This is a genomic window from Bacillus sp. 1A, assembly GCF_052682215.1.
In genome coordinates this window covers 4,174,376-4,199,849 of the sequence record NZ_JBQYLZ010000001.1, presented here as the reverse complement: position 1 = coordinate 4,199,849, position 25,474 = coordinate 4,174,376, and the positions used below count along the sequence as shown (strand labels likewise).

30 protein-coding genes are annotated in these 25,474 nt (G+C 32.2%); 19 read left to right on the top strand and 11 right to left on the bottom strand.

The annotated features are described in order from the left end of the window. Positions 1-13 precede the first annotated feature (13 nt). Both ACUN0F_RS21505 and ACUN0F_RS21500 read right to left on the bottom strand, forming a co-directional pair. The gene (locus ACUN0F_RS21505; RefSeq protein ID WP_445540123.1) at positions 14-1,714 is read right to left on the bottom strand and encodes a pyruvate oxidase; all 1,701 of its coding nucleotides are present in this window, start codon (positions 1,712-1,714) and stop codon (positions 14-16) included. Between the two features lie 82 nt (positions 1,715-1,796). After that, positions 1,797-2,534, bottom strand: coding sequence for a ZIP family metal transporter (locus tag ACUN0F_RS21500; protein ID WP_445540122.1), 738 nt, complete (start codon positions 2,532-2,534; stop codon positions 1,797-1,799). Positions 2,535-2,669: 135 nt separating this feature from the next. On the opposite strand from ACUN0F_RS21500, the gene ACUN0F_RS21495 reads away from it, so the two are divergent. The 3 genes from ACUN0F_RS21495 (at position 2,670) to ACUN0F_RS21485 (ending at position 5,115) form a co-directional block, all read left to right on the top strand. Continuing rightward, complete coding sequence (locus tag ACUN0F_RS21495; RefSeq protein ID WP_445540121.1) at positions 2,670-3,458, top strand: class I SAM-dependent DNA methyltransferase; 789 nt, start codon at positions 2,670-2,672, stop codon at positions 3,456-3,458. A 48-nt stretch (positions 3,459-3,506) separates the two neighbouring features. Next, positions 3,507-4,136, top strand: a complete 630-nt coding sequence (locus tag ACUN0F_RS21490; RefSeq protein ID WP_445540120.1) for an immunity protein Imm33 domain-containing protein — start codon at positions 3,507-3,509, stop codon at positions 4,134-4,136. A 112-nt stretch (positions 4,137-4,248) separates the two neighbouring features. After that, entirely contained in the window at positions 4,249-5,115 is an 867-nt protein-coding gene (locus ACUN0F_RS21485; protein WP_445540119.1) for an MBL fold metallo-hydrolase, read from the top strand. Between the two features lie 163 nt (positions 5,116-5,278). Here the strand turns inward: ACUN0F_RS21485 and ACUN0F_RS21480 are convergent, their stop codons facing one another. Together ACUN0F_RS21480 and ACUN0F_RS21475 are read right to left on the bottom strand one after the other, a co-directional pair. Next, complete coding sequence (locus tag ACUN0F_RS21480; protein ID WP_445540118.1) at positions 5,279-6,220, bottom strand: nucleoside hydrolase; 942 nt, start codon at positions 6,218-6,220, stop codon at positions 5,279-5,281. Positions 6,221-6,253: 33 nt separating this feature from the next. After that, positions 6,254-6,856: a DUF2441 domain-containing protein gene (locus tag ACUN0F_RS21475; protein ID WP_445540117.1), complete on the bottom strand. Its 603-nt coding sequence runs from the start codon at positions 6,854-6,856 to the stop codon at positions 6,254-6,256. 212 nt (positions 6,857-7,068) lie between these two features. Between ACUN0F_RS21475 and ACUN0F_RS21470 the strand changes: the two genes are divergently transcribed. From ACUN0F_RS21470 to ACUN0F_RS21455, 4 genes are read left to right on the top strand one after another with little or no spacing between them, the layout of a single operon-like run. After that, positions 7,069-7,566: a DUF2798 domain-containing protein gene (locus ACUN0F_RS21470; protein WP_445540116.1), complete on the top strand. Its 498-nt coding sequence runs from the start codon at positions 7,069-7,071 to the stop codon at positions 7,564-7,566. Between the two features lie 49 nt (positions 7,567-7,615). Then, positions 7,616-8,041, top strand: a complete 426-nt coding sequence (locus ACUN0F_RS21465) for a DMT family transporter (RefSeq protein ID WP_060488717.1) — start codon at positions 7,616-7,618, stop codon at positions 8,039-8,041. A gap of 19 nt (positions 8,042-8,060) precedes the next feature. Beyond that, entirely contained in the window at positions 8,061-8,753 is a 693-nt protein-coding gene (locus ACUN0F_RS21460; protein ID WP_445540115.1) for a Crp/Fnr family transcriptional regulator, read from the top strand. Positions 8,754-8,772: 19 nt separating this feature from the next. Beyond that, positions 8,773-9,246, top strand: coding sequence for a DMT family transporter (locus ACUN0F_RS21455; protein WP_193671885.1), 474 nt, complete (start codon positions 8,773-8,775; stop codon positions 9,244-9,246). A 108-nt stretch (positions 9,247-9,354) separates the two neighbouring features. Here ACUN0F_RS21455 and ACUN0F_RS21450 read toward each other — a convergent pair whose 3' ends face one another. Continuing rightward, a complete protein-coding gene (locus ACUN0F_RS21450) occupies positions 9,355-10,179 on the bottom strand; it encodes a class I SAM-dependent methyltransferase (RefSeq protein ID WP_327988364.1) in 825 nt (274 codons plus the stop codon). Between the two features lie 34 nt (positions 10,180-10,213). Beyond that, a complete protein-coding gene (locus ACUN0F_RS21445; protein WP_000018442.1) occupies positions 10,214-10,654 on the bottom strand; it encodes a MarR family winged helix-turn-helix transcriptional regulator in 441 nt (146 codons plus the stop codon). Between the two features lie 531 nt (positions 10,655-11,185). On the opposite strand from ACUN0F_RS21445, the gene ACUN0F_RS21440 reads away from it, so the two are divergent. Continuing rightward, positions 11,186-11,593, top strand: coding sequence for a GNAT family N-acetyltransferase (locus tag ACUN0F_RS21440; protein ID WP_264462989.1), 408 nt, complete (start codon positions 11,186-11,188; stop codon positions 11,591-11,593). Between the two features lie 66 nt (positions 11,594-11,659). Further along, positions 11,660-12,313, top strand: a complete 654-nt coding sequence (locus ACUN0F_RS21435; RefSeq protein ID WP_264462990.1) for an MBL fold metallo-hydrolase — start codon at positions 11,660-11,662, stop codon at positions 12,311-12,313. Between the two features lie 115 nt (positions 12,314-12,428). Here the strand turns inward: ACUN0F_RS21435 and ACUN0F_RS21430 are convergent, their stop codons facing one another. Continuing rightward, positions 12,429-13,052, bottom strand: a complete 624-nt coding sequence (locus tag ACUN0F_RS21430; protein ID WP_264462991.1) for a TetR/AcrR family transcriptional regulator — start codon at positions 13,050-13,052, stop codon at positions 12,429-12,431. A gap of 122 nt (positions 13,053-13,174) precedes the next feature. Between ACUN0F_RS21430 and ACUN0F_RS21425 the strand changes: the two genes are divergently transcribed. Next, complete coding sequence (locus ACUN0F_RS21425) at positions 13,175-15,406, top strand: MMPL family transporter (protein WP_264462992.1); 2,232 nt, start codon at positions 13,175-13,177, stop codon at positions 15,404-15,406. Between the two features lie 47 nt (positions 15,407-15,453). Here the strand turns inward: ACUN0F_RS21425 and ACUN0F_RS21420 are convergent, their stop codons facing one another. Further along, a complete protein-coding gene (locus ACUN0F_RS21420) occupies positions 15,454-15,636 on the bottom strand; it encodes a DUF4021 family protein (RefSeq protein ID WP_264462993.1) in 183 nt (60 codons plus the stop codon). 184 nt (positions 15,637-15,820) lie between these two features. Here ACUN0F_RS21420 and catA point away from each other — a divergent pair, with 184 nt between their 5' ends. From catA to ACUN0F_RS21405, 3 genes are all read left to right on the top strand, one after another. Then, positions 15,821-16,471, top strand: coding sequence for a type A chloramphenicol O-acetyltransferase (gene catA, locus ACUN0F_RS21415; RefSeq protein WP_193671892.1), 651 nt, complete (start codon positions 15,821-15,823; stop codon positions 16,469-16,471). 368 nt (positions 16,472-16,839) lie between these two features. Continuing rightward, positions 16,840-17,766, top strand: coding sequence for a GNAT family N-acetyltransferase (locus ACUN0F_RS21410; RefSeq protein WP_193671893.1), 927 nt, complete (start codon positions 16,840-16,842; stop codon positions 17,764-17,766). A gap of 146 nt (positions 17,767-17,912) precedes the next feature. After that, entirely contained in the window at positions 17,913-18,425 is a 513-nt protein-coding gene (locus ACUN0F_RS21405; protein WP_264462995.1) for a GNAT family N-acetyltransferase, read from the top strand. A 38-nt stretch (positions 18,426-18,463) separates the two neighbouring features. Here the strand turns inward: ACUN0F_RS21405 and ACUN0F_RS21400 are convergent, their stop codons facing one another. Beyond that, complete coding sequence (locus ACUN0F_RS21400) at positions 18,464-19,351, bottom strand: DMT family transporter (RefSeq protein WP_000841771.1); 888 nt, start codon at positions 19,349-19,351, stop codon at positions 18,464-18,466. 171 nt (positions 19,352-19,522) lie between these two features. Between ACUN0F_RS21400 and ACUN0F_RS21395 the strand changes: the two genes are divergently transcribed. From ACUN0F_RS21395 to ACUN0F_RS21375, 5 genes are all read left to right on the top strand, one after another. Next, positions 19,523-20,083, top strand: a complete 561-nt coding sequence (locus tag ACUN0F_RS21395) for a helix-turn-helix domain-containing protein (protein WP_445540114.1) — start codon at positions 19,523-19,525, stop codon at positions 20,081-20,083. A 34-nt stretch (positions 20,084-20,117) separates the two neighbouring features. Then, on the top strand, positions 20,118-21,065 hold the full coding sequence (locus tag ACUN0F_RS21390; protein ID WP_445540113.1) for a hypothetical protein: 948 nt from the start codon (positions 20,118-20,120) through the stop codon (positions 21,063-21,065). A 166-nt stretch (positions 21,066-21,231) separates the two neighbouring features. Beyond that, positions 21,232-21,381: an aspartyl-phosphate phosphatase Spo0E family protein gene (locus ACUN0F_RS21385; protein ID WP_000424360.1), complete on the top strand. Its 150-nt coding sequence runs from the start codon at positions 21,232-21,234 to the stop codon at positions 21,379-21,381. A 114-nt stretch (positions 21,382-21,495) separates the two neighbouring features. Next, positions 21,496-22,224: an alpha/beta fold hydrolase gene (locus ACUN0F_RS21380; RefSeq protein ID WP_000600637.1), complete on the top strand. Its 729-nt coding sequence runs from the start codon at positions 21,496-21,498 to the stop codon at positions 22,222-22,224. A 60-nt stretch (positions 22,225-22,284) separates the two neighbouring features. Further along, positions 22,285-23,685 (top strand): protoporphyrinogen oxidase, encoded by a 1,401-nt coding sequence (locus tag ACUN0F_RS21375; protein ID WP_445540112.1) that lies wholly within the window; start codon positions 22,285-22,287, stop codon positions 23,683-23,685. Between the two features lie 68 nt (positions 23,686-23,753). Here ACUN0F_RS21375 and ACUN0F_RS21370 read toward each other — a convergent pair whose 3' ends face one another. Beyond that, positions 23,754-24,302 carry a hypothetical protein gene (locus ACUN0F_RS21370; protein WP_445540111.1) on the bottom strand — a complete coding sequence of 183 codons (549 nt, stop codon included), beginning with the start codon at positions 24,300-24,302 and terminating at the stop codon, positions 23,754-23,756. Between the two features lie 374 nt (positions 24,303-24,676). On the opposite strand from ACUN0F_RS21370, the gene ACUN0F_RS21365 reads away from it, so the two are divergent. After that, positions 24,677-25,228, top strand: coding sequence for a GNAT family N-acetyltransferase (locus ACUN0F_RS21365; protein WP_426933680.1), 552 nt, complete (start codon positions 24,677-24,679; stop codon positions 25,226-25,228). Between the two features lie 38 nt (positions 25,229-25,266). On the opposite strand, the gene ACUN0F_RS21360 is transcribed toward ACUN0F_RS21365, so the two are convergent. Next, positions 25,267-25,452 carry a cold-shock protein gene (locus ACUN0F_RS21360; protein ID WP_000286202.1) on the bottom strand — a complete coding sequence of 62 codons (186 nt, stop codon included), beginning with the start codon at positions 25,450-25,452 and terminating at the stop codon, positions 25,267-25,269. Positions 25,453-25,474: the final 22 nt, after the last annotated feature.

Below are 25,474 nucleotides of genomic sequence, written 5' to 3'. Positions count from 1 at the left end.
TATCTTTTTTCGTTTAAAGTGGTGGTAAATCAATCTTACCTTCTTCAAATAATTCTTTTATCATATGCTTCGTATAACCAGCGGCTTGACCAAAGGTGATTTTTGCTGGCATTGGTGCTTCATTTGCATCTACAACTACATCAATAATACACGGACTATTTTGTTTTACCGCACTTTCGAAAGCAGGAAGTAGTTCATCTACATTCTCAACACGGTATCCAATTCCTCCGCACGCCTCTGCGTATTTTGCAAAATCAGGGTTTGTTAAGTCTGTACCAAATTCGATATTCCCCATAACTTCTTGTTCGAATTTAATCATGGCGATCTTATTATTATTTAAAACAACGACCACGATCGGCAGTTTATATTTAACAGCTGTTACGAAATCGTTCATTGTCATTCCAAAACCACCGTCACCACAAACTGCAAATACTTGTTTATCCGGAAAAGCAATTTTTCCAGCAAGTGCACCAGGTAAACCACAGCCGAGTGTTGCGAGCCAGCTAGAAATGATAAATTGCTGATTTGTCATACGGAAGTGCCTTGCTGTCCATACTGTTACATTTCCGACATCGACTGATAATATTGCATCATCATGAGCTACTTGTTGCAGTGCATGCATAACGCGTTGTGGTTTAATTGGAGTAGAAGAATCATCTTCTTGATTATGTAATTTTTCTTCCCACTTTTTCATCATTTCTTGGTGATATTCTAAGAAGGAATGGTCTGTGTGTTTTTCAATATTTTTAATTAACCATCGTAATGTTTTATCAGCATCACCAGCTAATCCGATATCTGTTACGTAACGTTTTCCGATTTGGGCAGGATCTGTATCGATATGGATTGTTTTTGCTTTTTCGGGTAAGAAACCGGTGAACGGATAAGAAGTACCAATCATAATTAAAGTATCTGCATGTTTCATTGCATCATAAGAAGGTTTCGTTCCAATTAATCCTAATCCACCGATACAAAGTGGATGTTCGTCAGGGATAATTCCTTTAGCTGGTAATGTAAGTACAATTGGAGCACCGATGTGTTCTGCGAAAGTAAGTAAAGATTCTCTCGCATGTTTCGCACCTTTTCCAGCTAAAATAACAGGATTTTTCGCTTCATTTATTGCGAGTTTTGCAGCATGTAAATCATCTTCTTGCGGAAATAACTCAGGTAATGTAAAAGAAGTATTTGTAACACGAGCACCACTTTTTACTTCGAATTTCGGAACATCATCTGGAATTGTAAGAACAGATACACCTTTTTTCGTATAAGCCATTCGAATCGCTTGATTCACGACAGCAGGTAGCTGTTCTGCTGACATAATGCGCTGGTTATAAACCGCGACATCATCGAACAATCTTTCTAAGTTTACTTCTTGGAAAAAATCTGTTCCGAGTAAATCTGTCTCTACTTGACCTGAAATTGCTAAAACAGGGACTTTATCAAGTTTGGCATCATATAAACCATTTAATAAATGAATAGCACCGGGCCCTGCGATTGCCATACAAACGCCGAGTTTTCCTGTTAACTTAGCGTAGGCAGCTGCTGCTAGTGCGCCAGCTTCTTCATGACGAACTTGAATAAATTTGATTTTATCTTGTTTTTTTCTTAAAGTTTCAATTATAGAATTGATAGAATCTCCAGGCATTCCGTAAATGTGTTCTACTCCCCAGTCAATTAATAGGTCAACTAGTGCTTCACCGGCTGTTTTCCCAAACATAATTTTTCCTCCTTATAAGTAGGTAGATACTATTATGTTTTGGAGAAAAAGGAAAAATATACAAATGATTATATTATTATCTTTAATGATGACCAGCGAATAGTGTAAATACTGTTATTAGTAAAAAACCGCTAGTTGCCCATGTTAAAAATGTAAGGAAGGAGAGCTGTTTTTTAGCCTTCCAAAGCATTTCATGAATTGTGACATAGCCAAGTGAACCGATAGCGTTCCCCATAATGAGCCCTTGTAAATGTAGAGCTTTTCCTTCCATCAAAATGCCAAAAACAGTACCTGTACCGAGGATAAGGGAAAGTAATAAAGTTGTTAATAAAAAAGAAATATATTTATGCTTTGTAAAGAGGAAGGGGATGATTAATGCTAGGCCTTCAGGAATATGGTGAATTACAATCGCAAGTAAAAAAGGAATGGCAGAGTCAGCATGATTTATAAATGCTGTACCTAATGCAAATCCACTCGGCAAATTATGAATAAATATGGCAAAAGAAAGAAAAAGGAAAGTTTGCCATGCTTGTTGATCTTTTTTATGTATCATTGGATGATGACAATAGTTATCTAATAAGCTCATAACTAAAATACCGATAGCTATACCAAGTATAGGTCCAATTATTTCATAGCTTGAAAATGTTTCAGGAATAATTTCAAGGGATAAAAGGCCAAGTAAAATTCCGCCACATAATGCGTATAAACGATACATTTTTTCTTCAATGAGCTGGCGCGTAGCAATGCCAACAGCACCGCCTAATAGTAATCCACCGAATGAAAAAAACGTAACAATCATTGGAATCCATAATCGTTCCATAGTATCACACTCCGATTCTTCCACTTATTTTTAGCTTACGAAAAGGAAAGTTAGATTAGTCCAAGTAATTGTGTTTGATTATAGAGAAAAAACTAATAATTCATTATAATTTATATATTAAATTTAAGTGCAAATATGAAATGGGGAATAAGTTTGCAAACAAAGTGGAGTCTATCTGAATACGAAAATCCAAAACGATATGATATAGAAAATAAAAGTTTGTCAGATTTTCCGTTCTTACTATCATGGGCACAAAAACTAAATATACAAAATGAATGGATTCTAGATATTGCCTGCGGAACAGGAAGGGTTACAATTCCATTTATAGAAAACGGATATCAAATGATTGGTGTAGATATACATGAAGGTATGCTTGCTGAAGCAAAGAGAAAATCTATGGATTGTAAAAAAGTAAAATGGTTACAACAAGACTGTTTACAATTAAAGATTGAAGAAACAATTCTGTTAGCATTTATGGTTGGTCATGGATTTCAACACTTTCTTACGAATACAGATCAAAATAAGTTATTAACATCTATTCATCATGTGTTAGCTGATAATGGTATATTTATATTCGATACACGTTTTCCTTCAAAAGAAGAATTAATACAACCATCTACAGAAGAATATTGGACAACTATTAGTGATGAAAAGGAAAGAAAATGCGATCTATATACTGAAATGACATACGATTCAATTCAGCAAATACAGCATTACATAACAACAAGAAGATTTTATGAGGATGATATGCAAGTAGAAGAACTGAAAACAACGATTGATCTTCGCTATACGTATCCACAGGAGTTAGAAAGATTATTAGTAGTGAATGGTTTTGAATTATTACATATATATAATGATTGGGAAGGAAATGAGTTAGGGGAAGACTGCTATTCTATGGTAGTAGTTTGTCGGAAGAAAAAATAGTGTTATTTTTAAAATATGAGTGTGAAAAGCTTTTAAGGAGAGAAAAAGATGACTTGGTACTTAGATAATGTTTATGAAATAAATAAAGAAGCGCCCTATACATTCTATCTTCCTAGCTCAGAAGTTTTGGAGAAATTAAAGGTTGGAGATTTGGTAAAGTTAATTTTTGTAACTAAAATCGAAGACGAAGATGGGTTTCATGGTGAACGAATGTGGGTGGAAATCAATGAAAGGAATGAGAAAAAGTTTGTAGGGGAACTGATCAATGAGCCATATCGTTTAGATTTAAAAATAGGTGATAAAATTTCATTTGGAATTGAAAATATATGTGATACGGAATATAATGATCCAGCTTCAAAAGATTGGGATTTTTATTTTGATACGAAGGTAATTGTTAGTGATGATGTACTTGAAAAAAGAGAATTTAACTTTATGCTTAAAGAGGGTTCAAGAGAAGAAGGTGACTCTGGTTGGTCAATATTGAGTGGCTATGAAAGTGATGACTATGTCAATAATCCTAAAAACTTTCAAATTATTTCAATTGGAGTCATTTTGAATATAGATGATTCTATTTTAAACTTTCTTGAGGAACCACCTTTATGTGCATATGAAAGAAATGATGAAGGGAGATTCTATAAGATTGAAGACTATGATTGGGATGCTTATTTAAATGGATAGATGAAGTTACTATGTTCTAAAGAAAGCGATATATATTATTTCATGCTATGTGCTGGATGAAGGTTTTACAGATAATAATTGAAGAGAATAGTAGTAAATGGAGGAACTAATTATGCAGCAAATAAAAAAAATAGGAAACTCATTTTGGTATATGACACCTGTTTCTGAAACAGATAGACCTATATTAGGAATGGTCGTTGGACAAGAAAAAACTTTAATGATTGATGCAGGAAATTCAGAAGAACATGCACAATTATTTTTAGAAATGCTAAAAGAACAGAATGTATCAAGTCCTGATTTCGTAGCATTAACTCATTGGCACTGGGATCATATTTTTGGGTTGCCTGTACTACAAGATGCATTAACTATTGCGCATGCAGAAACGAAGAAAGAAATGCAGCCACTAGTATCTTATGAATGGACAGATGAAGCGTTGGACGCACGCGTAAAAGATGGGACTGAAATTGCATTTTGTGCAGATTGCATTAAAAAAGAGTTTGAAGAAAAAGCGAGAAATATTAAAATTATTCCTCCGACCTTAACGTTCCAGGATCAAATTGAATTAGACCTTGGTGAAGTGACATGCGTGTTAAAACATGTCGGCGGAGATCATGCACATGATTCAGTTGTTATTTACGTGAAAGAAGAAAAGATTTTATTTTTAGGAGACTGTATATATGCAGATATCTTCTCTTCAAAGTGGAACTATTCGATGAAACGAACGTTTAAATTAATAGAAGAGTTGGAGTCATTTGGTGCTGAAACTTATATTCTTTCTCATGGGACAGCTATAAGTCAGGATGAGTTTTTACAAGAAATGCATTTGTTAAAAACAGTAGGAACTTATACAGAAATTCATAAAGGCGATGAAGAAAACATAAAGACAGCGTATAAACGAGACGTAAATAGAGAATTAAATGAAGATGAATTAGAAACAATTACGTTTTTTGTAAATGGTTATGAAATGAATAATCAGTAAGACACTACACTAATCAAATATAATTAAACTGCATAAAAAGAGTATTGAAAGTTAATTCAATACTCTTTTCAATAGTTAAATATGTAGTTTCAAACAAATTCTAAATATGGGGTTTATCGTCTAAAATAATGCCATTCTATTTATTTTTCATATAGATAGTGGTTCAAGTGGAAGCTTTCTTCGCTAATTCAGTTATATAGTTGAAAAATCCATTGTGGTTTACATCATATACTACATTTACAGGTCGTCCGTCAACAGTTTCCACTGTACGCCCCTGGCTAGGTCCATATGTATGAATAATACTATTAATTGTTTGTAATTTTGCAAGGTCAGATTTCCCGATAAAGGCAGCAGTTAATACATCCCATAAATAGTAAGTAGAGTTCGTTGAGAAGTGAACGAGAGGAGGGACCATTGCATAGCATTGACCAAGAAAATCAATTCCAATATATTTTCTCTCTGTTGCCCAACGTTCACGTATGTCTATAGTTAATGGAACTTGGTTTGTACTTTCTAACGTTACTAAGACGATTTCAATTTTTGATTCCCATACACGTGCTACTGCCTCAGGATCCCAAAATGAATTCCACTCAGCTGTTCCATCATGTTCTGGTTCATGTACATTGCCGGCAGTACGAAATGTGCCTCCCATCCAAATAAGACGTTCAATTTTTTCTTTGATTACTGGTGCTTCATATAGTGCACGCGCTAAATCGGTAAGAGGACCCGTAAATAATAAAGTTGTTTTCTCTTCAGTTTGTAGTAAAGTTTCAATTAAATGATGATGTGCAGGTTTTTCTGCTACGGGTGTTACAACTTTTCCAGACTCATTTAAAATTGGTAAAGCATCTACATAAAATGCATGCATCCGCCAATCTTTTGGAAATGGATTTTTGGCACGGGAATTTGATGCGGCTACTTCAATATTTCCTTTGCCGAAGCGATCAATAATTTTGCGACTTGCAGACATTGCTGGTTCTAAATAGCAATCTGCAGGGATAACTGAAACACCTGTAAGTTTGACATTATCCATCTGGAGTAATAAAAATAATGAAATTAAATCATCTACACCACCATCATGATTGAAGTACACTTTTTTCATCATTATAATCTCCATCCTATATGATTTAGTTAGGAATTAAATATGAATTGCGGAAAAATCATCAATAATTTCCACCACTTCAATTTTTCCATTGATCAGTAACTCAGGAAGTTCATTACTAACGTTTCCTTTCCAATACTCTCTTGCTTGTTCAATTTTTTGAGAGAAAGGAATACCATCTTCTTTCGGTAAAAGATTTCCGTCACCTTCAAAACAATTTCCAATTACTCGTAGTTTAACAATCTGCAAAACTTCTCGATTGTAAGAATCAAATAATGCTTTCCATTTTAAAGCATCTTCATAGCTCTTTGCAGCATATAAACAAGATAATCTTGAAGGGTATTCAGGAAATTCTTGTAGTCTAACCATTTCTACAATCGTTTTTCTAACCGTTCTAATTGTTTGATCGATATAACTCATAACTACTTTAGCATTTTCATTCTTTATATGTAATTCTTCATTTTTATAGTGGTTATTTATAATTTTTATGCCATCATCACCACTAGAATTTAATTGTTCTCTTTCAAAAAAGAACCGATATAGGGTATTAGTTTGATTTTTATCGAAATGAATGATTTGTCCAATCTTCATTTTTTTCCTTGTAACGACGTGGTATACGTAAAATTCTATGTCACTCATGGTTATCTTCCTAGTAGTAATGTATTTCAATGTTAAATTTAGTAATTCAACATTGAAATATATAAAACCTTTATAAGTATGAGTGAGAATTTGATCAGAAAGTATAGTGAATATATGATAACGCTTTAAATTCGTTCACAAAATGTTCACTTACGAAGAGGCTTCCATAATCGATATAATGACAAAGACTTAAACAGAAAGGATGATAGAAATTGCCAACAACAAGAAAGGAAAACCTCCAATTTGGTATGATGATGTGCCTTGGGATGGTTATTGTAATGACGTTTTATAATTTATTACTGAATGGAGCAGGGGGACCAATTCATATTAAGGAGATCGCATTAGAACTAATAATTGGATTCATTATTGCATTATTAATTGAAATATGTATCGTTGGACCTTGTGCGAAAAAACTTGTATTCATGTTACCGTTTGATAAATCGAAGAAAATAAATATTATAGTTGCGATGGCGACAGCTATGGTAATTGGAATGGTTTTCTTTATGTCTTTTTACGGAATGGCTATGATGTATTTACATGGTGGACTACAAGGAGACTCATTTGTATCGATGTATTTTTCAATTTTCATTAAAAATTTCATTTTGGCGTATCCATTACAATTAATTATTATGGGGCCACTTGTGCGTTTTTTATTGTTTATTTGTAGCTATTTTCATATTGATGTGACATTTGTCCTTTTGCCTTTATAGGATTATAGCTTTTAATTAAGTTAGAAATAAAAGATTAGGAGATGATTTTTTGAAAGGCGTTGTATTTGCTATTTTAGCTGGCGTATTTATTACACTTCAAGGTACATTTAATGCAAAACTTAGTTCACATATCGGTATATGGTCGACAAGTATTATTACGCATTTAATTGGATTCATTATTGCAACAACAATATTTTTGTTAAAGAAAGAAGAGAAAATAGCGGATTTAAAGGATGTGAAAAAAATATATTTAGTAGCTGGTGCACTTGGCGGATTAATTATTTGTGCAGAAACAGTAGCGATACATGCAATGGGAGTTACATTAACAGCTGGGACACTTATGGTTGCTCAATTATTAACAGCAACTCTAATTGAAATGAAGGGATTATTTCAAATAAAAAAGATACAGATGGAGAGATATCATATTGTGGGAACAATAGTAATGATTATAGGTATTGTTGTATTTAATATGTAAATGAAAGGAGGAAATGAAAATGGAGAATAGATCAGATTTAATTATCCATTATTTGAAAACTAATAAAATGCTTGAAATTTTTTCAGAGATAGATACAGCTTATTTTCAAGTAAATCATTTTGAAAAAGGCGAGCTTATTTGCAATATAGATGACGCAATGGATCGTTTATATTTTGTTGTTAAAGGTAAAGTAAAAGTTTATACGATTACACCAGAGGGAAAGAAACTGATCCTTCGTTTTATTAATCCATTGGCGGTTGTTGGCGATATTGAATTCATACAAAATAGCAAAGCGCATAATGTCGTTGAAGCTTGTTCAGATGTTATAGCCATCTCTATTTCTCATGCTGTAATTAGAAATAAGTTATTACATGACCCTATATTTATGAACTTCTTGCTTGAAAACATTGCAAACACATTAAAAATATCGACTCGTTTTACAGCACTTAATTTACTTTATCCAGTAGAAGTACGTGTAGCTAGTTATTTACTTTCTATTTCTACTGATAGTAACGGGAATATGTATAAAAAAGATTTGGATGCAACTTCGATATCAAGTATTGCGGATTTTATAGGAGTAAGTTATCGGCACGTAATTCGGGTGTTACAAAGATTTTATAAAGAAAAATTAATTGAAAAGAGAAATGGAGTTATTGTAATTAAAGACTTTTTTAAAATGAAGGAAGTTGCTAAAGATAATATTTATGAGTAATGAAAGGGAGAGGAAGATTTTGATTGGATTTACTTTAGCTATATTAGCAGGAATATTAATTAGCTTACAATCTGTTTTTAATACGAAAGTGAATGAAAATGTAGGGCAGTGGTTAACAACTACATGTGTTCTTGGAATAGGTCTTATAAGTTCAGTGCTATTTTATATCATTACAGAGAAAAGTATAAGCGTTAATTTTCACACTACAAATTATTTGTTTTATGTAAGTGGGTTGTTTGGTATCGGATTAATTATTTGTATAATGGGTGCAATAAAGAGCTTAGGTCCAGCATATACGGTGCTCATTAGTCTCATAACTCAATTAGTAGTTGCGTTATGTATTGATACATTTGGATTATTTGGAATGGAGAGTATTCCATTACAAATAAATAAATTAGCTGGGATAGGTCTATTAATTGTGGGGATAGGAATTTTTAAAAATCTATTTTCGAGTAAGAAAGCTATTCTTATTAATGAGGATAAGAAGTCGTGAATATATTTTTGTGAAGAGTTTACATCTATACGATACAATTATGAGTCAGTAACTTAAACAGTTGAAAAATAAGTAAAGAAGACCTTGTAAACTTAAGGTCTTCTTTTCCTATTTTCTATTGAACCGCAAATGAACAAACTTCAGCATCTTTATTAAGTTTACAATTCGCATCATAATGCGCGTACTACCATCCCAATCTTTATGTGTAGGTATATTTTTAAAGAAAGGAGAGCAGCTTAATACTTTTATGGTAGAAGACCATTTTTCTATTGATTTTGGATTGTTTACATAAAAATGCATCATTGCGCCGTTATTACCAGATTTCTTTACAGTAGCATTTGAAAGGTTCAGTGCAAATTTTGATTCAGCGTCAAAGTATAATTCGCCTCCAGGGAAACGTTTTGACATAGCGACTATGATTTTCTTCAAATCCTCTTCTTTAAAGTAATAAAACACGCCAGCTGATATAAATAGAATACCGTCGTTTGGATCATATTTTATATCGTCAAACCAAGAAATATCAAAAAATGATTTAGCGATGCTCATGTTTCTTGGTGTATCTTCAACTAATGTTTTTCGAAATGAAATAGCATCGGGCAAATCAAGATTATACCAATGTATCGTACCGTTATCAATTCTAGAAAAAGTAGTGTCTAATCCAGAACCTATATTTACAATAGTAGCATTTGGATGTTTTATAATGAATTTTTTTATCGTATCATCAATTTTTCGTGCGCGAGTAATGTATGTGATACATCCGTATTCACCAAATGTATTTGCTATTGTTGAGAAGTCAAAATCGCATTCTTTAATTATTCGAATAGCCTCTGTATCATCTAAAATATCCTTATTTTTCTCACTGCCATATGCTCGTCCCCATAGGGGAATAAGCATCGTACCTTGTACTGATTGTAAATCTAACTCTTTAACCATGAAACATCCTCCGTTGCATAATAAAACAATATATTTAGTCGTTATTTAACATTTTTGAGAGCATTGTATTTGTTTTATATAGTCCGTAAGTTAAATCCCGCCTATCTTCTTCGGATAATTGTTCGAGGTTTACTGTGAAATTTTTATAAATTTGTTTCCATCTCTCATAATGTAACTTTTCAGCTTTTTCTGTCAGAGAAATTAATACAGCTCTTTTATCTACCGTATCTTGCTTTTTTACAATATATCCGTTTTGTTCTAAGTTACGTACAGTTACACTTAATTGTTGCTTAGGAATGTTTAAATAACTAGCAATCATCTTTGAATTTACAGGTACTTTTTGCTGGGCGATATACTCAACTACGTGTTGTTCTAAATGTGTAAATTCAGAGGATTTTTCTGATAGTAATTTGAAAGTACCTGACATATTTAATAATAAATTCATGTATTCGTTTAATAATTCTTTATGGGACATTATTTTCGCTTCCTTTTTGGGTTTAGTCATTATTTTATTACTAATTTAGCTATAAATCAAATATTTAAACTCATTATAGTAAATTAATATTTACTAATTTGTTATTTTGAGATTATGTGAACTAAAGAAGAGGAGGATGAGAAGTGATTTTAGAAAAGACGAATATGGCCAAAAATAAAATATTACTAAATATATATAAGTAATGAATGCAATGTCTTTTTCAGTTATTATGTTGTAAATAATTTTATGATAAAATCTTTTACATAATGAAATAAAGGGGCAGTATTCTATGGGTTATTTTTCAAATGGTTTATTAGTTTTGTTTGTTCTTATCGTCTGTAGCTGTATGATTTTTGGTTGATAATATAATGATAGATTTATATAAAAGAAGTTAACTGAGGTGAAGTTAACTTCTTTTTATTTTATGATGAGAAGGAATTATATTGTTCTTATGGAAGTTTGTTTAAGTTAATTTCATAGTAAGGCTAATTTTGTGAAGTACAAACAAACGAGAGAATAAGGAGTATTCAAATGAATAATAGTATAAATTACACAATTGAACACCCAACAGATTTCAATGGATTATTAGCGTTGTATGAATCTTTAGGATGGAATTCTCTACAATTAACGGTTAACGAGTTAGAACAAATGTGTAAACAAAGTTGGTATGCAATGTATGCTTTTCATGATAAGAAATTAGTAGGGATGGGGCGTATTATATCAGATGGTATAATTACGGGCGTTATTTGTGGTATTTGTGTAATGCCAGAGTATCAGTCCATTGGTATTGGAAAAGAACTAGTAGAACGATTAATCCGGCACTGTGAACAAAACAAGGTTATTCCCCAACTTATGTGTGTGGAAAAATTGCAATCTTATTATGAATCTATAGGGTTTGAGGCATTCTCTATTGGGATGACAAAACCTATTAAAAGATAGTGTGGCTTTATATTTTCGGTGTAGTTGTGCATATTTTCAAACTTCATCATAAAGGAGACGGACTATATGGAGATTGCTAAAGGGGTAGAAATGTTACAACTTGAGTTTCAAGAATTTATTATTCACCCAATTCTTTTATGGGATGATGAAATGGCAGTGTTAATAGATACTGGTTTCCCTGGACAATTTGAAGACATACAAGTAGAGATGGAAAGAGTAGGGATACCCGTTGATAAGCTAAAAGTTGTGATTTTGACACATCAGGATATAGATCATATAGGTGGTCTTCCAGAGTTATTGCAACGCTGTGGAAGTAATATTAAAGTTTATGCGCACGAGTTAGATAAGCCATATATTGAGGGAGAGTTACCTTTATTGAAAGATGGAAATGTAGAGAATCCACCAAAAGGAAAAGTTAGTAATACGGTGATAGATGGGCAAGAACTTCCGTATTGCGGCGGGATACAAATTCTACATACCCCAGGACACACTCCAGGTCATATTAGTTTATATTTGAAACAAAGTAAAACCCTTATTGCAGGAGACTCGATGTATAGCGTGAATGGAAAGTTAGGAGGAATTCACGCCCCAACAACTTTAAATGTTAAGGAAGCACAGCAGTCTTTGAAGAGGTATTCAAATCTTGATATTGAATCGGTAGTTTGTTACCATGGAGGATTAAGTAAGGAGAATATAAAGATTCAAATTCAAAATTTGTAAAAATTGAAGAGGAATTTTTTGTTAAACTGTGCTGAAGTATAATCTAATTAATAGTAAATAAAAGAGCATGTTTGAAAAAAATTTCAAACATGCTCTTTTATTAAAGGAAATCTATTTAATATGAATGACCTAATCCGTTCCAATAAAAAGAAACGATTTCTTTTGCTAAGTTATCTATATTTGAAGGAATATCATTATGGCTCTCATCCTTAAAATTCCCAATTGATAATAAAGATACGAAAGCATGGGCAGCAAATTTAGGATTGCCTTTACTTATTTCTCCAAGTTGCATCGCGTTATGAAGTGCTTTTTCCAACACTTCATACATGTTATCTTCAGCATTTTTTAATTCTTTCAATTGCTCTTCAGATAAAGAGTGTTTTGCATCTTTCATAAAGTTCTTCATGTCAATATCCATCGTTGCGTGTAAGTAGACTTTAGCGAAGTCTAACAACCTTTCTTCCAAAGATTTATTCGTGGAAAGTATTTGATCCATATTCTCTCTTATACGTATCATCATTTGAATCATAGTAGCGGTAAATAAATCAGCTTTTGTAGAATAGTAATAGTAGACGGTTGCTTTCGTAACACCACAAACTTTTGCTACTTCATCCATAGAAACGCCTTGATAATTTTGAGTAAGAAATAACCGAGTTGCAACTTCTAAAATGGTTTCTTTTGTAGATTTTGTATTTTTATTTTGACGAGGCCTTCCAAGAGGACGTTGTTTTTGTTCCAAATCTATTCGCTCCTGACATGTATTGTTGAGATAATTATAACACAAATTTTTATTCATTCTTGATTAATTAACCGACCAGTATATATAATTAATAGTGGGAGAGAAAAGGAAGGTGGGTTTTTATGAAAAAGCACCCGTTACATATGTTAGGGAGGCTTGTAGCAGGGAAGCATACACAATGGATAACTTTATCGGTATGGATTCTTATTACATTAGTACTTTCATTTACGTTACCACAAGTAAATAGTACGAAAGAACCGAATCCGAAAAATTTACCTGAAACAGCTATGTCGCAGCAAGCGGAAGCACTTATGAAAAAAGAGTTTCCGAATAATGCAGGGAATCCTTTATTAGTAGTATGGTATAGAGATGGTGGATTACAGTCGCAGGATTATAAACTCATACAAGACGTTTATAAAGAGTTAAAAGCTAGTCCTTTAAAGGAGCAATCAACATTACCACCATTTGATACAATCCCTGAACAAGTATTATCAAAAAGTGCATCAAAAGATGGTACATCATTTGTTACACCAGTATTCTTTAACAAGGCTGCTGGAACAGATATATTAAAAGGAAATCTTGATGATTTAAGAAACATAGTGAATAGTAAGGTCAATGGAGATCCATTTAAACAAAAAATAAGTGATTCTGGATTACATGTTCGATTATCTGGACCAGTAGGCATTCAAACAGATGCAGTTAGTTTGTTTAGTCAAGCAGATGTAAAATTATTAATTGCAACTGTACTACTCGTATTAGTTCTATTAATTTTACTGTACCGTTCACCAATTTTAGCAATTTTACCTTTACTTGTTGTTGGCTTTGCATACGGTATTATTAGTCCGACGCTTGGGTTTTTAGCTGATCACGGATGGATTAAAGTAGATGCACAGGCGATATCAATTATGACTGTACTATTGTTTGGTGCTGGAACGGATTATTGTCTATTTTTAATTTCGAGATATCGGGAATACTTGCTAGAAGAAGAAAGTAAATATAAGGCATTGCAACTTGCAATTAAAGCTTCTGGCGGAGCAATTATAATGAGTGCATTAACTGTTGTACTTGGATTAGGAACATTATTACTTGCTCATTATGGTGCCTTTCATCGATTTGCAGTGCCATTTAGTGTAGCTGTATTCATAATGGGAATTGCTGCTTTAACGATTTTACCAGCGTTATTATTAATTTTCGGTAGAACTGCATTCTTCCCATTTATACCGAGAACAACTTCGATGAATGAAGAATTAGCAAGAAGGAAAAAGAAAGTAGTAAAAGTTAAAAAATCAAAAGGGGCCTTTAGTAAAAAACTTGGGGATGTTGTAGTACGAAGACCGTGGACAATAATTATGCTCACTGTATTTGTATTAGGTGGATTGGCATCATTTGTACCACGTATTCAATACACATACGACTTATTAGAATCGTTTCCTAAAGATATGCCTTCACGCGAAGGGTTTACGTTAATTAGTGATCATTTCTCAGCTGGTGAACTAGCGCCAGTAAAAGTTGTTGTTGATACGAAAGGAAAAGAGCTTCCTATAAAAGAAGAACTAGAGAAATTTTCTTTTGTAAATACAGTTAAAGATCCAAAAGAGGGTAAAGAAAATAAGCAAATACAAATGTATGAGGTTTCCTTAGCTGAAAATCCATACTCAATTGAAGCGTTAGATCAAATACCTAAATTGAAAAACAGTGTAGAAAAAGTATTAAAAGATGCGGGGATTAGTAATGCAGAAGATCAACTATGGATTGGCGGAGAAACAGCTTCATTATATGATACTAAGCAAATTACGGAACGTGATGAAGCAGTTATTATTCCAGTAATGATTAGTATTATAGCTTTATTATTACTGGTTTACTTACGATCAATTGTTGCGATGATTTATTTAATTGTAACTGTTGTATTATCGTTCTTCTCGGCACTAGGAGCAGGGTGGCTATTACTTCATTATGGTATGGGAGCACCAGCCATTCAAGGTGCGATACCGTTATACGCATTCGTATTTTTAGTTGCTTTAGGTGAAGATTATAATATCTTTATGGTTTCAGAAATATGGAAAAACAGAAAAACACAAAATCATTTGGATGCAGTGAAAAATGGGGTTATACAAACAGGTAGTGTTATTACATCAGCAGGTTTAATTTTAGCAGGAACTTTTGCGGTATTAGGTACACTTCCAATTCAAGTTCTTGTTCAATTTGGTATTGTAACTGCAATTGGTGTACTACTAGATACATTTATTGTTAGACCGTTACTTGTACCAGCAATTACAGTTGTTCTAGGACGCTTTGCTTTTTGGCCAGGAAAGCTTTCAAGAAAGAGTGAAGAAGTACAAAAGATGGATGCATAGTTAAGAAAGTCAAGGATATTTTCCTTGGCTTTCTTCTATGTAGTACATTAATTTTTTGAAGTCAAATCATCAGTTACAGCATGATCAGCATCTTCAATAGCAGTTTCTGGCATTCCATATAAGCCGTTCATTGCTTGTTCTTCTACATTAAAGTTTACAGTATTATTATTTTGAATAGGTGTATTGTTTGCGATAGCATTATCTTTTTTATTTACATTTTTGTCATTCATGTTTGAATCCTCCAAACGTCAGTTGATGTATTAATAGTATGTGGTTGGATTTCAATAAATATGTGAATGAATTTTTGTAGATGTTATATAATTAAATAAAAACTTTAACTATTAGGAGTGAACAGGTTTGGTGAAAACAAGAAAGTTAGCCTTCTAAAATAAAAAATTTTAGGAGGCTATTACAATGAAGTTTCATGTAATTGACAGAGAAAATTGGAATAGAGAGCAGTATTTTGAACATTATTTAAAGTTGAAATGTACGTTTAGTATGACTGTGAATGTTGATATTATGAGGTTATTAAAGGAATTACATCAAAAAGGAATAAAATTTTATCCCGTTTTTATATATTTAATTTCTAGAGTAATAAATAATCATAAAGAATTTCGAACATGTTTTAACGATGAAGGAGTTTTAGGATATTGGGAGGAAATGATACCAAGTTATACAATCTTCCATAAAGATGATAAATCTTTTTCAAGTATATGGACGGATTATTCTAATGATTTTCACATTTTTTATAAAAACTATGAAGAGGATATGAGGTGCTATGCTGGTGTTCATGGTCTCTTCACAAAAGAAAATGTTCCGCCAAATGTTCTTCCTATTTCTAGCATACCTTGGGCTAGTTTTACTGGATTTAATCTTAATATTAATAATGATGGTGATTTTCTATTACCAATTATAACTTGTGGGAAATATTTTAATGAAGAAAATAAGGTTATGCTACCAGTTTCATTACAAGTTCATCATTCGGTTTGTGATGGATATCATGCGAGTCGATTTATAGAGGATTTACAGGAGTTAAGTAATAGTTGCAACGAGTGGCTAAAGTAATATCTAATTTTTAATTATACACAATTGAAAATGAATAAAAGAGGAGAACATGTTTATATAGCAGAGGCCACTGAAAAAGTGGTTGCTTTGAGAAAATAACACGCATTTTATCAATATGTTGAAATTAAAAAGGATCCCATCACCTTTATATAGTAGGTGGTAGGATCCTTTTTCTTATGAAGTGGAGTTTTTCAGTGCCTTCATATAGCATGGTCTCTTTTTTATTCATTAATACTAAGTAACAGTGGAAAATATAGGTTGATTTGTAGTTTAATAGTAAATGAAGTTATTAATTTTAATTTTCTTTATTTTATAACTATACGGTTTGCAAAACTTATTATCTTGTAACAATGAAGGAGAAAACAAAAATGATAATAATATCTATAGAAAAAGCTACAATTTTAGATGCTGAAAAGTTAACAGAAATAATGACAAGAACATTTGATGAAGAAGCAAAACGATGGCTATGCGGTCAAGGTGATGTCATTGACTATAACATCCAACCACCAGGCTATTCTTCAGTTGAAATGATGAGGTATTCAATCGAAGAATTGGATTCTTTCAAGGTAATAGTGGATGACAAAATAATCGGGGGAATTATAGTTACGATTTCTGGTAAGTCATACGGTCGAATTGATCGTATTTTTGTAGATCCTGATTATCAAGGAAAAGGAATTGGATCACATGTTATTAAATCAATTGAAGTGGAATATCCAAGCATAAGGGTTTGGGATCTCGAAACATCCAGTAGACAACTTAATAATCATCATTTTTATGAAAAAATGGGTTATGAAATAATTTTTAAATCTGAAGATGAGTATTGTTATGTAAAAAGAATAACTGTAGAGTCAGCTAAAGAGAACCTGATTAAAAGTAATGATATGAAAAATAGCCAATATGAAAACTGTAATCTAGCAAATACAGAGTATTATCAAGTGAATTTAAAAAACAGTTCCTTTATTGGTAGCAATATGATGAATATGAAGATGAGTAATTGTAATGTGAGTCAATCAAAGTTTAGAAATATAAATTTTAAAAGTTCATTATATACCGATTTAAATCTTTCCGGTAGTAAATTTTCTTTTGTGACTTTAGGTGGAGTTCATTTTAAAGATACAAACCTTGGAGAAGGTAAACATCCTATTTCATTTAATAGATGTGATTTGGAAGGTAGTGCGATAAGTAATAGTAATCTGAAAAATATGGAAATAGAAAATTGTGATATAACTGGTATGAAAATAAATGGTATTCCAATTGAAAATCTGCTGGAGTTATATAATAGAGTAAAAAGTTAACCAAATTGTAGATAAGCTATTCATAAATTGGATGTTATACTGAAATGATTATGTAAAAATAACATAAAGAAATATAGAAGAGAAGGGGTTTCACCCAGGGGTCTAGAATGAATAATGTATTGTTATGAATATGGAGGGGAGAAAATATGGAGATCAAACTAAGAGCGGTAGAAATACAAGATGCTAGAGCAATTCACCGTATATGTATACAGGATGAGGTTTTGCCTTATATGGTTTTCTTACCTAGCATGCGTGTAGATGCGATGGAAAATAGAATTCGTAATTTAGCGCCAAATCAATTTGAATTTGTTGCAGAGTATGATGGAAAAGTTGTTGGATTTGTTGGATTAACCCAAAGCCTAGGACGTAGATCTCATTCGGGGGATTTGTTTATGGGGGTAGATAGTGAATATCATAATAAAGGCATTGGGAAAGCACTTCTTACAAAAATGCTTGATTTAGCTGATAATTGGTTAATGTTAGAGCGAGTGGAACTAGGTGTTTTAGAAACGAATCCGAAAGCGAAATCGCTATATGAAAAATTTGGGTTTGTAGAAGAGGGAGTAAAGATAGGGAATTTGAAGGCTCACGGAAAGTTTATTAATGAAATTATGATGAGTCGTTTTAGACCTGATGGTTTAATGATACATAATGGATAGTGAAAAGCATGACATTATACTGTCATGCTTTTTATTTATTAGTTGTTGTTAGGCAGTTTTGGTTGCACTAAAAATAATGCTAAGCCAATAAAAATAACTGTAATGCCTAGTCCTTGTTGTAAAGAAATAGTCTCATTTAATATAAAGTACGCTAGTATACAAGTTCCAATCGTTTCTCCTAAAATGCTCATAGAGATTACAGTAGCACTCATCCATTTTAATAACCAATTAAAAATTGTTTGCCCTAAAATTGTAGCAATAAATGCTAAGCTGATAAAGCACAACCAAGTTTGTGTAGAGTAATGGATGAAAGATTCTTGCTGCATGTAGGCAAATATACCGAGAAAACAGGCGCTACTTCCATAACTAATTACCGAATACGGTATAAGTGATAAGTCTTTACGAACATGTTGGCTAATGAAAAAGTAAGCGGTAATAATTCCGGCCGCAATAAAGGCTAAAATGTCCCCATATAAAGCTTCTCCACTAATTTGGAAGTCTTGCCATCCAATGACGATACTTCCTGAAATAGCGATGAGGCAACCAATAACCGCTCCTTTCGTAAATCTTTCTTTAAATAGAAAGTAACCACCAATCATTGAAAATAATGGTTGTAACGTTACGATGACTGTAGAACTCGCTACAGAAGTATATTGTAATGATTCAAACCATAGTACATAATGTGCAGCTAAAAATAGCCCGGATATGAATCCGAATCCCCATTGTCTTCTTGTTACTGTTTTTAGCTCGTTTCGATTATTTTTATTAAATAGTAATAACGGTAATAGAATCAGTGCAGCAAAGAATAATCGATAAAAAGCAATGATAGCCGCAGGAGCATCTGCCAATTTTACGAAAATTGCTGAAGTTGATAGGGCGAATACGCCGAAAAATAAAATGCAATATGAAAGAATAGGTGATTTCACAGTTTGTCCCTCCGATACAATGTTTATTATAATAAAATTAATACGATATAATGTACAAAGGTAAGTATATAAGTCCTTAAGGCGATAGGAAAGGATTATTTGCCTTTGTTTACTATGTCAGCACAAAGACAACGAAACATGCAATATGATGGACGAAAGGAAGTTTTTACTATGATACATGATAGACTCGGACAAACTGTATTAAGTTATCGTAAGAAAAATAATATGACAATTCGTGAATTTGCTAATTATGCAGGGATTAGTACTTCACTAATTAGTCAAATTGAACGAGGATATGCGAATCCTTCTTTAAGTGTATTGGAATTAATTGCGAAAGCATTAAATGTACCACTATTTACACTTTTTATTAATGAGATTGATACAGATTCACTCATTTCTAAGAAAAAAGATCGAAAAAAAGTATATCGAGAAAATAATGATCACATTGTATATGATGTATTAACACCGGATTTTATGAAAGCGCGTATTGAAATATTAATGATGGATTTAAATAAAAAAGCAAATACAACGGAAAGTCATTATTCACATGAAGATAAAGAAGAGATTGCAGTTGTTATGAAAGGAGAAGTGTATGTGGAATTAGAAGGAAAAGAATATTTTTTAGAAGAAGGCGATGTTGTACGTATTCCGCCAAATGTGAAACATCGCTTTTTGAATAAAAGTGATGAATCCAATCATATTTTATTTGTATTGACACCATCTTTAGGATGAGTATTAAGTGATTTTTATTACGGGGGAAAAATAGATGGAAAATAAAACTGTTTTAAGAGATGGTCTTTCAATTATTTCTCAGTGTAAAAAACAAACAAATGATATTTGGCATGCGCATTTCGGAGCAGCTGCAATTGCTAGTTATTTTTTTATGAAAGATAACAATATGGAAGAAGAGAGAAATCGTAGTATGTATTCTCAAACAAAAATGATGTTGAACAATCAAAACTTAGGTGAAATCATCGATAGTAAAAAAGAAATTAATTTTCAAAGTGCTGAAAAACTGATTATAAAATCAATGGAGCATACAATTGATGAACTTCATTGGGTGGGGCATAATGTCATTTATGCTGCATTAAGTTTATTAGCTATGAAAGAGTTACAAAAATGGGGGAATAATCAAGCAATTGAAGGGATTACTAACCTTATATTATCGTTTCGAAAAACAATTCCTGGTAGATCGTGGATTGGTTTTACGACGAAGGAAGTAAAACAATTAAGTATAAACGATGAGATAGAAAGTGAATTCAAAAATCCGAAACAATTATCTAAGTTTATTTTAAAGGAGCTCTCGCAATTTAATATTATTTATAGAGCGGAAGCGCATCATGATTTAATTGGTCATTTGCTTACTTTTTCTCATGCAATTAATATTATGTATGATTTAGGGCATAGAGATATATTCCAACGAGGGATACGTCCACTGTTAAAACTAGTATACGTGTTACGTGCTAGTCAATATCTTATGCCGAATACTGAAATTAACTTGCACTCACCTATAGATCGTTTACCTTTAATCGAATCAAAGCGTGCTTATGTATTACCAACAGAAAATCAATTTTGGCTAAAAGACTATAGTGCGTTTGATTGGGATTTCGGGCATATTTTAAAATTCTCATATAGTTATTTTGATCATATAAAGAGAGCTCCAGAATATAAAGATATTACATTGGAGAAATTTCGATTTGTTATTAATACATAATGAAGTCTAATGATCTGTATAAAGGGTTAAATTTAAAATTTTTTGTTGATAGTATATTATTTTTATGGTTGTAAGATTTTACATGCGTATTTTACTTTTACTAATTATGTAAATAGGCTATACTAAAATACATACATTTTAGTATTGGAGAGAGAAGTAAAACGACATGGAATTAGTAAAATTGGAAAAAGCGATTGAAATAAAGAAAGAAGAACTTTTATATTTAGTATCGGATTACGGAATTCAACATGAAAAAGTATTGGCATTAAGTCAAGAAATAGACAAATTGATTAATTATTTTATGTTTTTAAAATAAAAAGAACTATGGCATGATTTGAAAATGTTATAGTTCTTTTTTATTTGGAAATTAAGATATATATTCTATATACTAATAATAGATAGAATATTCTGTTTTGAAGGAGGGAGATATATGATATTACATACGCACATTTCAGGCGAAGGGGAACCAATTATGCTTTTGCACTCTGGTGGTATGACAGGTTTAGTAGAGTATGAAGAGCAGGTAGCATTTTTTCGAGAAAAAAATTATCAAGTCATTCGTCCTGATTTAAGAGGACATGGAAGATCAGGGGGGACGTTGGAGAATTATTTCCTACGATCTGTAAAGGATTTACATGATACGTTAGTGCATTTACAAATTGATAGATGTCATATAGCTGGTGTTTCACTAGGAGGATTAGTCGCTTTATTATTTGCAAAAAAATATCAAGATAAAGTGAGAACATTAACTTTTTCAGGTATCTTTCCGGTTAAGAGAGAAAATTGGGAGGAGTCTCAAGAGTATGAAGCAAAGTGTCATCAGGAATTGATGGAAAATGAAGAAGTTGTAACGTATATGAATCAAATTCATGAAAAAAGTGATTGGAAAGCATTACTTGAATCGTGGCAAGTTAAAGGTTGGTACCCATTTGATGAAACAGGTGATGTAGCTAATCTTCAAATACCTACACTTTGTATTGCTGGGGGAGATGCAGAAGATGAAGTTACAGCTACTACAACGTTCAAACAATTAAACGATAATATTCACATTGCTGTTATTCCGTTTGCTGGTCATTTAGTGCATAACGATCAACCAGAAATATATTCGAATATATTGTCTAATTTCTTACAGAATGCACAAGCTGCTAGTCGAATATAAGGACTTTTGGGTATAATAATAAAGGAATTATTAATTGTATCGGTTAGGAGCGCAGCACATATGAAAACAGTTGTTGTTATCGGTGGAGGTATAACGGGACTTTCTACTATGTTTTATTTAGAAAAATTAAAAAAGGATAATAATATCGATTTAAATTTAATCCTTGTAGAAAAAGAAGAGTACTTAGGTGGTAAAATCCATAGTGTAGAAGAAAAGGATTTTATTATGGAATCAGGAGCGGATTCTATCGTTGCTCGTAATGAATATGTTATGCCGCTTGTAAAAGATTTAAATTTAGAAGAAGAAATGGTGTATAACGAAACGGGTATTTCTTACATATATTCTAATAATACTTTACATCCAATTCCTTCTGACACTATATTTGGGATACCGATGAGTGTCGAGTCTTTGTTTAGCAGTACGCTAGTATCAACGAAAGGGAAAATTGTAGCTTTAAAAGATTTCATAACGAAAAATAAAGAGTTTACAAAAGATACTTCGCTTGCTGTATTTTTAGAAAGCTTTTTAGGGAAAGAGTTAGTGGAAAGACAAATTGCTCCGGTGCTTTCAGGAGTATATTCCGGTAAATTGAATGAACTTACTATGGCATCGACATTACCGTATTTACTGGATTATAAAAATAAATATGGAAGTATTATTAAAGGTTTTGAAGAGAATAAAAAACAGTTTCAATCAGCAGGAAACAAAAAGTTCGTATCATTTAAAGGTGGACTATCTACGATTATTGATCGTTTAGAAGAAATGCTGACTGAGACAGTCGTTAAGAAAGGCGCTGTAACGACTGCTGTAAGGAAACAAGGTGATCGCTATGAAATCTCCTTTGCAAATCATGAATCAATCCAAGCTGATTATGTTGTTTTAGCAGCTCCGCATGATATCGCACAAACTTTATTACAGTCTAATGAGTTAAACGAGCAGTTTTATACATTTAAAAACTCATCTCTTATAAGTATTTACTTAGGATTTGATATACTTGATGAACAATTACCGGCGGACGGCACAGGATTTATCGTAACGGAAAACAGTGATTTACATTGTGATGCGTGTACATGGACAAGCCGGAAGTGGAAGCATACATCGGGAAAACAAAAGCTATTAGTAAGAATGTTTTATAAGAGTACAAATCCAGTATATGAAACGATTAAAAATTATAGTGAAGAAGAATTGGTACAAGTCGCTTTATATGATATTGAAAAGAGTCTAGGAATTAAAGGCGAACCAGAAGTAGTTGAAGTTACAAATTGGAAAGATTTAATGCCGAAATATCATTTAGAACATAATCAAGCTGTTCAAATATTACAAGAAAAAATGACGGATCTTTATCCTAATGTATATTTAGCTGGTGCTTCATATTACGGTGTCGGAATTGGTGCGTGTATTGGAAATGGAAAGAACATTGCAAATGAAATAATTGCAACATTAAATGAATCGTCAAACTAACATAGAATACATAAATAAATAAATAAATAAATAAAACGTCCCTCCAGTATATTGGAGGGACGTTTTATTTATTTCACTTGAATTGAGATTTTTTTATTAGTTGTATGATTCTCAGTAATCGTTAATGTTATGTTCCCAGATTCTTTAAATGAATATGATGAGAGTTGATAAAGCTCTTTTATGCCATGTTTCTCTTTTAATTTATTGGCTGGAATTGATGTTATGTTCGGTTTCCATGTTTCCTGTTTACCCGAAGGATAGTTAACTATTATTTCTGGATTATTTAATTGCATTACTTCCCAAGAGGCAAAATGTAGTTCAACTTCTGTATCTTTCTTTAGTAATACTTCTGAGAAATATCCAAGCTCTCCGACATTACCGAAAACAGTAAAGTTTTGATTTTGTAATGTGATATCTAAATGTTTAGGTTGATAGGTTGCTGCATGGTAGATTCCATAGGAAAGTGAAAGAGTTGCGGCGATTAAAATGCCGATTGAAAATGTTTTAAAGCTATTGCCTTTAAAACTAGTCATCATGAATGAGTTTGGAGCGAACTTTTTTGCAAATAAAAATATGAGTAATATGAGTAAGAGGGATAAACTGATGAATATATACATAGAAAATATACACCTCCATAAAAAAACATATTTTAACTATATTTTACCATAAATGTATAGAGGAGGGTGTTGTTTTAGCAGGGAAAAGTGAGCAAGGAATCGAAAGTATAAGACATCTTATTACGAGCGGAGTGATGGAAATGAAAATAATACAATTAATTTTAAAACTAGAGCATAAAGAGATGATCATAGTATTTTGATCACCTCTTTATTTTTTCTAATCATGCAAAAGCAAGAAGGGTTATTTTTAGTTTGTATTGAATTAAGAGGATAAGCTTCTCTAGAAATATTTGATAAATGGGACATTGAGGACTTTCCTAATTATAAATACTTTTTCTGCTATAATGAATGAGTAGAAAGAAAGGAGTGATCCTGTGGCGTTTCCTATATTAGAAACAGAACGTTTGCGTTTAGTTGAAATAGAACAATCTTATTGTCAAAAAATATATGAAATCTTTTCATTGGATGAAGTAACGTGTTATTACGGTATGAATTCTTTTACGGAGTTTGGACAAGCTTCACGTATGATTGAATCTTTTTCAAAAAATTACTTTGAGAAAAAGGCAATACGATGGGGGATTGTATTAAAAGAAACAAATACTTTAGTGGGTACAATTGGATTAAATAATTTACAACTATGGAGTAAACGATCTGAAATTGGATATGACTTACATCCTCGTTATTGGGGGAATGGTTATGCGTCAGAAGCGGCTCGAGAAATTATTCATTATGGATTTCGAGATTTAGGCTTATTTAGAATTGGAGCTATTACATACCCTGAAAATGGTACTTCTTGTAAAATGTTATCTAAAATAGGCTTTCATAAGGAAGGGTTATTACGTGGCTATATTCATCAAGGAAATAAGCAACATGATGCACTATTGTATTCTATAGTTCGAACGGATGTAGAGGATATAAATTTATAATAAAAACCCCCTCTTATAAAAGAGGGGGTAAGTAAAAATTAACCTATTTTAGGTAATAAACGTTCTCCGCTTTTCATGCTACTTTTACATAAAGGGCATTTAGGCTCTTCTTCAAATGAAAAATTCTTTCTCATCCATCCTAAACAATCCTCTGATTCACATTCCCAGACAGGGGTTTGTTCTGGTGGTACTTCAGCTACATCGTTCTTTCGATTGCGATACATATAACCACTCCTTTTATGTAAA

Excerpts from the sequence above, each read along its gene's own strand:
- ACUN0F_RS21390 (WP_445540113.1), top strand. The coding sequence starts at position 20,118 with ATGGAAAATAAAACTGTTTTAAGAGATGGTCTTTCAATTATTTCTCAG.
- ACUN0F_RS21435 (WP_264462990.1), top strand. The coding sequence starts at position 11,660 with ATGGAGATTGCTAAAGGGGTAGAAATGTTACAACTTGAGTTTCAAGAA.
- ACUN0F_RS21460 (WP_445540115.1), top strand. The coding sequence starts at position 8,061 with ATGGAGAATAGATCAGATTTAATTATCCATTATTTGAAAACTAATAAA.
- catA (WP_193671892.1), top strand. The coding sequence starts at position 15,821 with ATGAAGTTTCATGTAATTGACAGAGAAAATTGGAATAGAGAGCAGTAT.
- ACUN0F_RS21445 (WP_000018442.1), bottom strand. The coding sequence starts at position 10,654 with ATGTCCCATAAAGAATTATTAAACGAATACATGAATTTATTATTAAAT.
- ACUN0F_RS21485 (WP_445540119.1), top strand. The coding sequence starts at position 4,249 with ATGCAGCAAATAAAAAAAATAGGAAACTCATTTTGGTATATGACACCT.
- ACUN0F_RS21490 (WP_445540120.1), top strand. The coding sequence starts at position 3,507 with ATGACTTGGTACTTAGATAATGTTTATGAAATAAATAAAGAAGCGCCC.
- ACUN0F_RS21360 (WP_000286202.1), bottom strand. The coding sequence starts at position 25,452 with ATGTATCGCAATCGAAAGAACGATGTAGCTGAAGTACCACCAGAACAA.
- ACUN0F_RS21385 (WP_000424360.1), top strand. The coding sequence starts at position 21,232 with ATGGAATTAGTAAAATTGGAAAAAGCGATTGAAATAAAGAAAGAAGAA.
- ACUN0F_RS21495 (WP_445540121.1), top strand. The coding sequence starts at position 2,670 with ATGAAATGGGGAATAAGTTTGCAAACAAAGTGGAGTCTATCTGAATAC.
- ACUN0F_RS21370 (WP_445540111.1), bottom strand. The coding sequence starts at position 24,302 with ATGTATATATTCATCAGTTTATCCCTCTTACTCATATTACTCATATTT.
- ACUN0F_RS21425 (WP_264462992.1), top strand. The coding sequence starts at position 13,175 with ATGAAAAAGCACCCGTTACATATGTTAGGGAGGCTTGTAGCAGGGAAG.
- ACUN0F_RS21375 (WP_445540112.1), top strand. The coding sequence starts at position 22,285 with ATGAAAACAGTTGTTGTTATCGGTGGAGGTATAACGGGACTTTCTACT.
- ACUN0F_RS21450 (WP_327988364.1), bottom strand. The coding sequence starts at position 10,179 with ATGGTTAAAGAGTTAGATTTACAATCAGTACAAGGTACGATGCTTATT.
- ACUN0F_RS21480 (WP_445540118.1), bottom strand. The coding sequence starts at position 6,220 with ATGATGAAAAAAGTGTACTTCAATCATGATGGTGGTGTAGATGATTTA.
- ACUN0F_RS21405 (WP_264462995.1), top strand. The coding sequence starts at position 17,913 with ATGGAGATCAAACTAAGAGCGGTAGAAATACAAGATGCTAGAGCAATT.
- ACUN0F_RS21440 (WP_264462989.1), top strand. The coding sequence starts at position 11,186 with ATGAATAATAGTATAAATTACACAATTGAACACCCAACAGATTTCAAT.
- ACUN0F_RS21475 (WP_445540117.1), bottom strand. The coding sequence starts at position 6,856 with ATGAGTGACATAGAATTTTACGTATACCACGTCGTTACAAGGAAAAAA.
- ACUN0F_RS21420 (WP_264462993.1), bottom strand. The coding sequence starts at position 15,636 with ATGAATGACAAAAATGTAAATAAAAAAGATAATGCTATCGCAAACAAT.
- ACUN0F_RS21380 (WP_000600637.1), top strand. The coding sequence starts at position 21,496 with ATGATATTACATACGCACATTTCAGGCGAAGGGGAACCAATTATGCTT.
- ACUN0F_RS21395 (WP_445540114.1), top strand. The coding sequence starts at position 19,523 with ATGATACATGATAGACTCGGACAAACTGTATTAAGTTATCGTAAGAAA.
- ACUN0F_RS21410 (WP_193671893.1), top strand. The coding sequence starts at position 16,840 with ATGATAATAATATCTATAGAAAAAGCTACAATTTTAGATGCTGAAAAG.
- ACUN0F_RS21500 (WP_445540122.1), bottom strand. The coding sequence starts at position 2,534 with ATGGAACGATTATGGATTCCAATGATTGTTACGTTTTTTTCATTCGGT.
- ACUN0F_RS21505 (WP_445540123.1), bottom strand. The coding sequence starts at position 1,714 with ATGTTTGGGAAAACAGCCGGTGAAGCACTAGTTGACCTATTAATTGAC.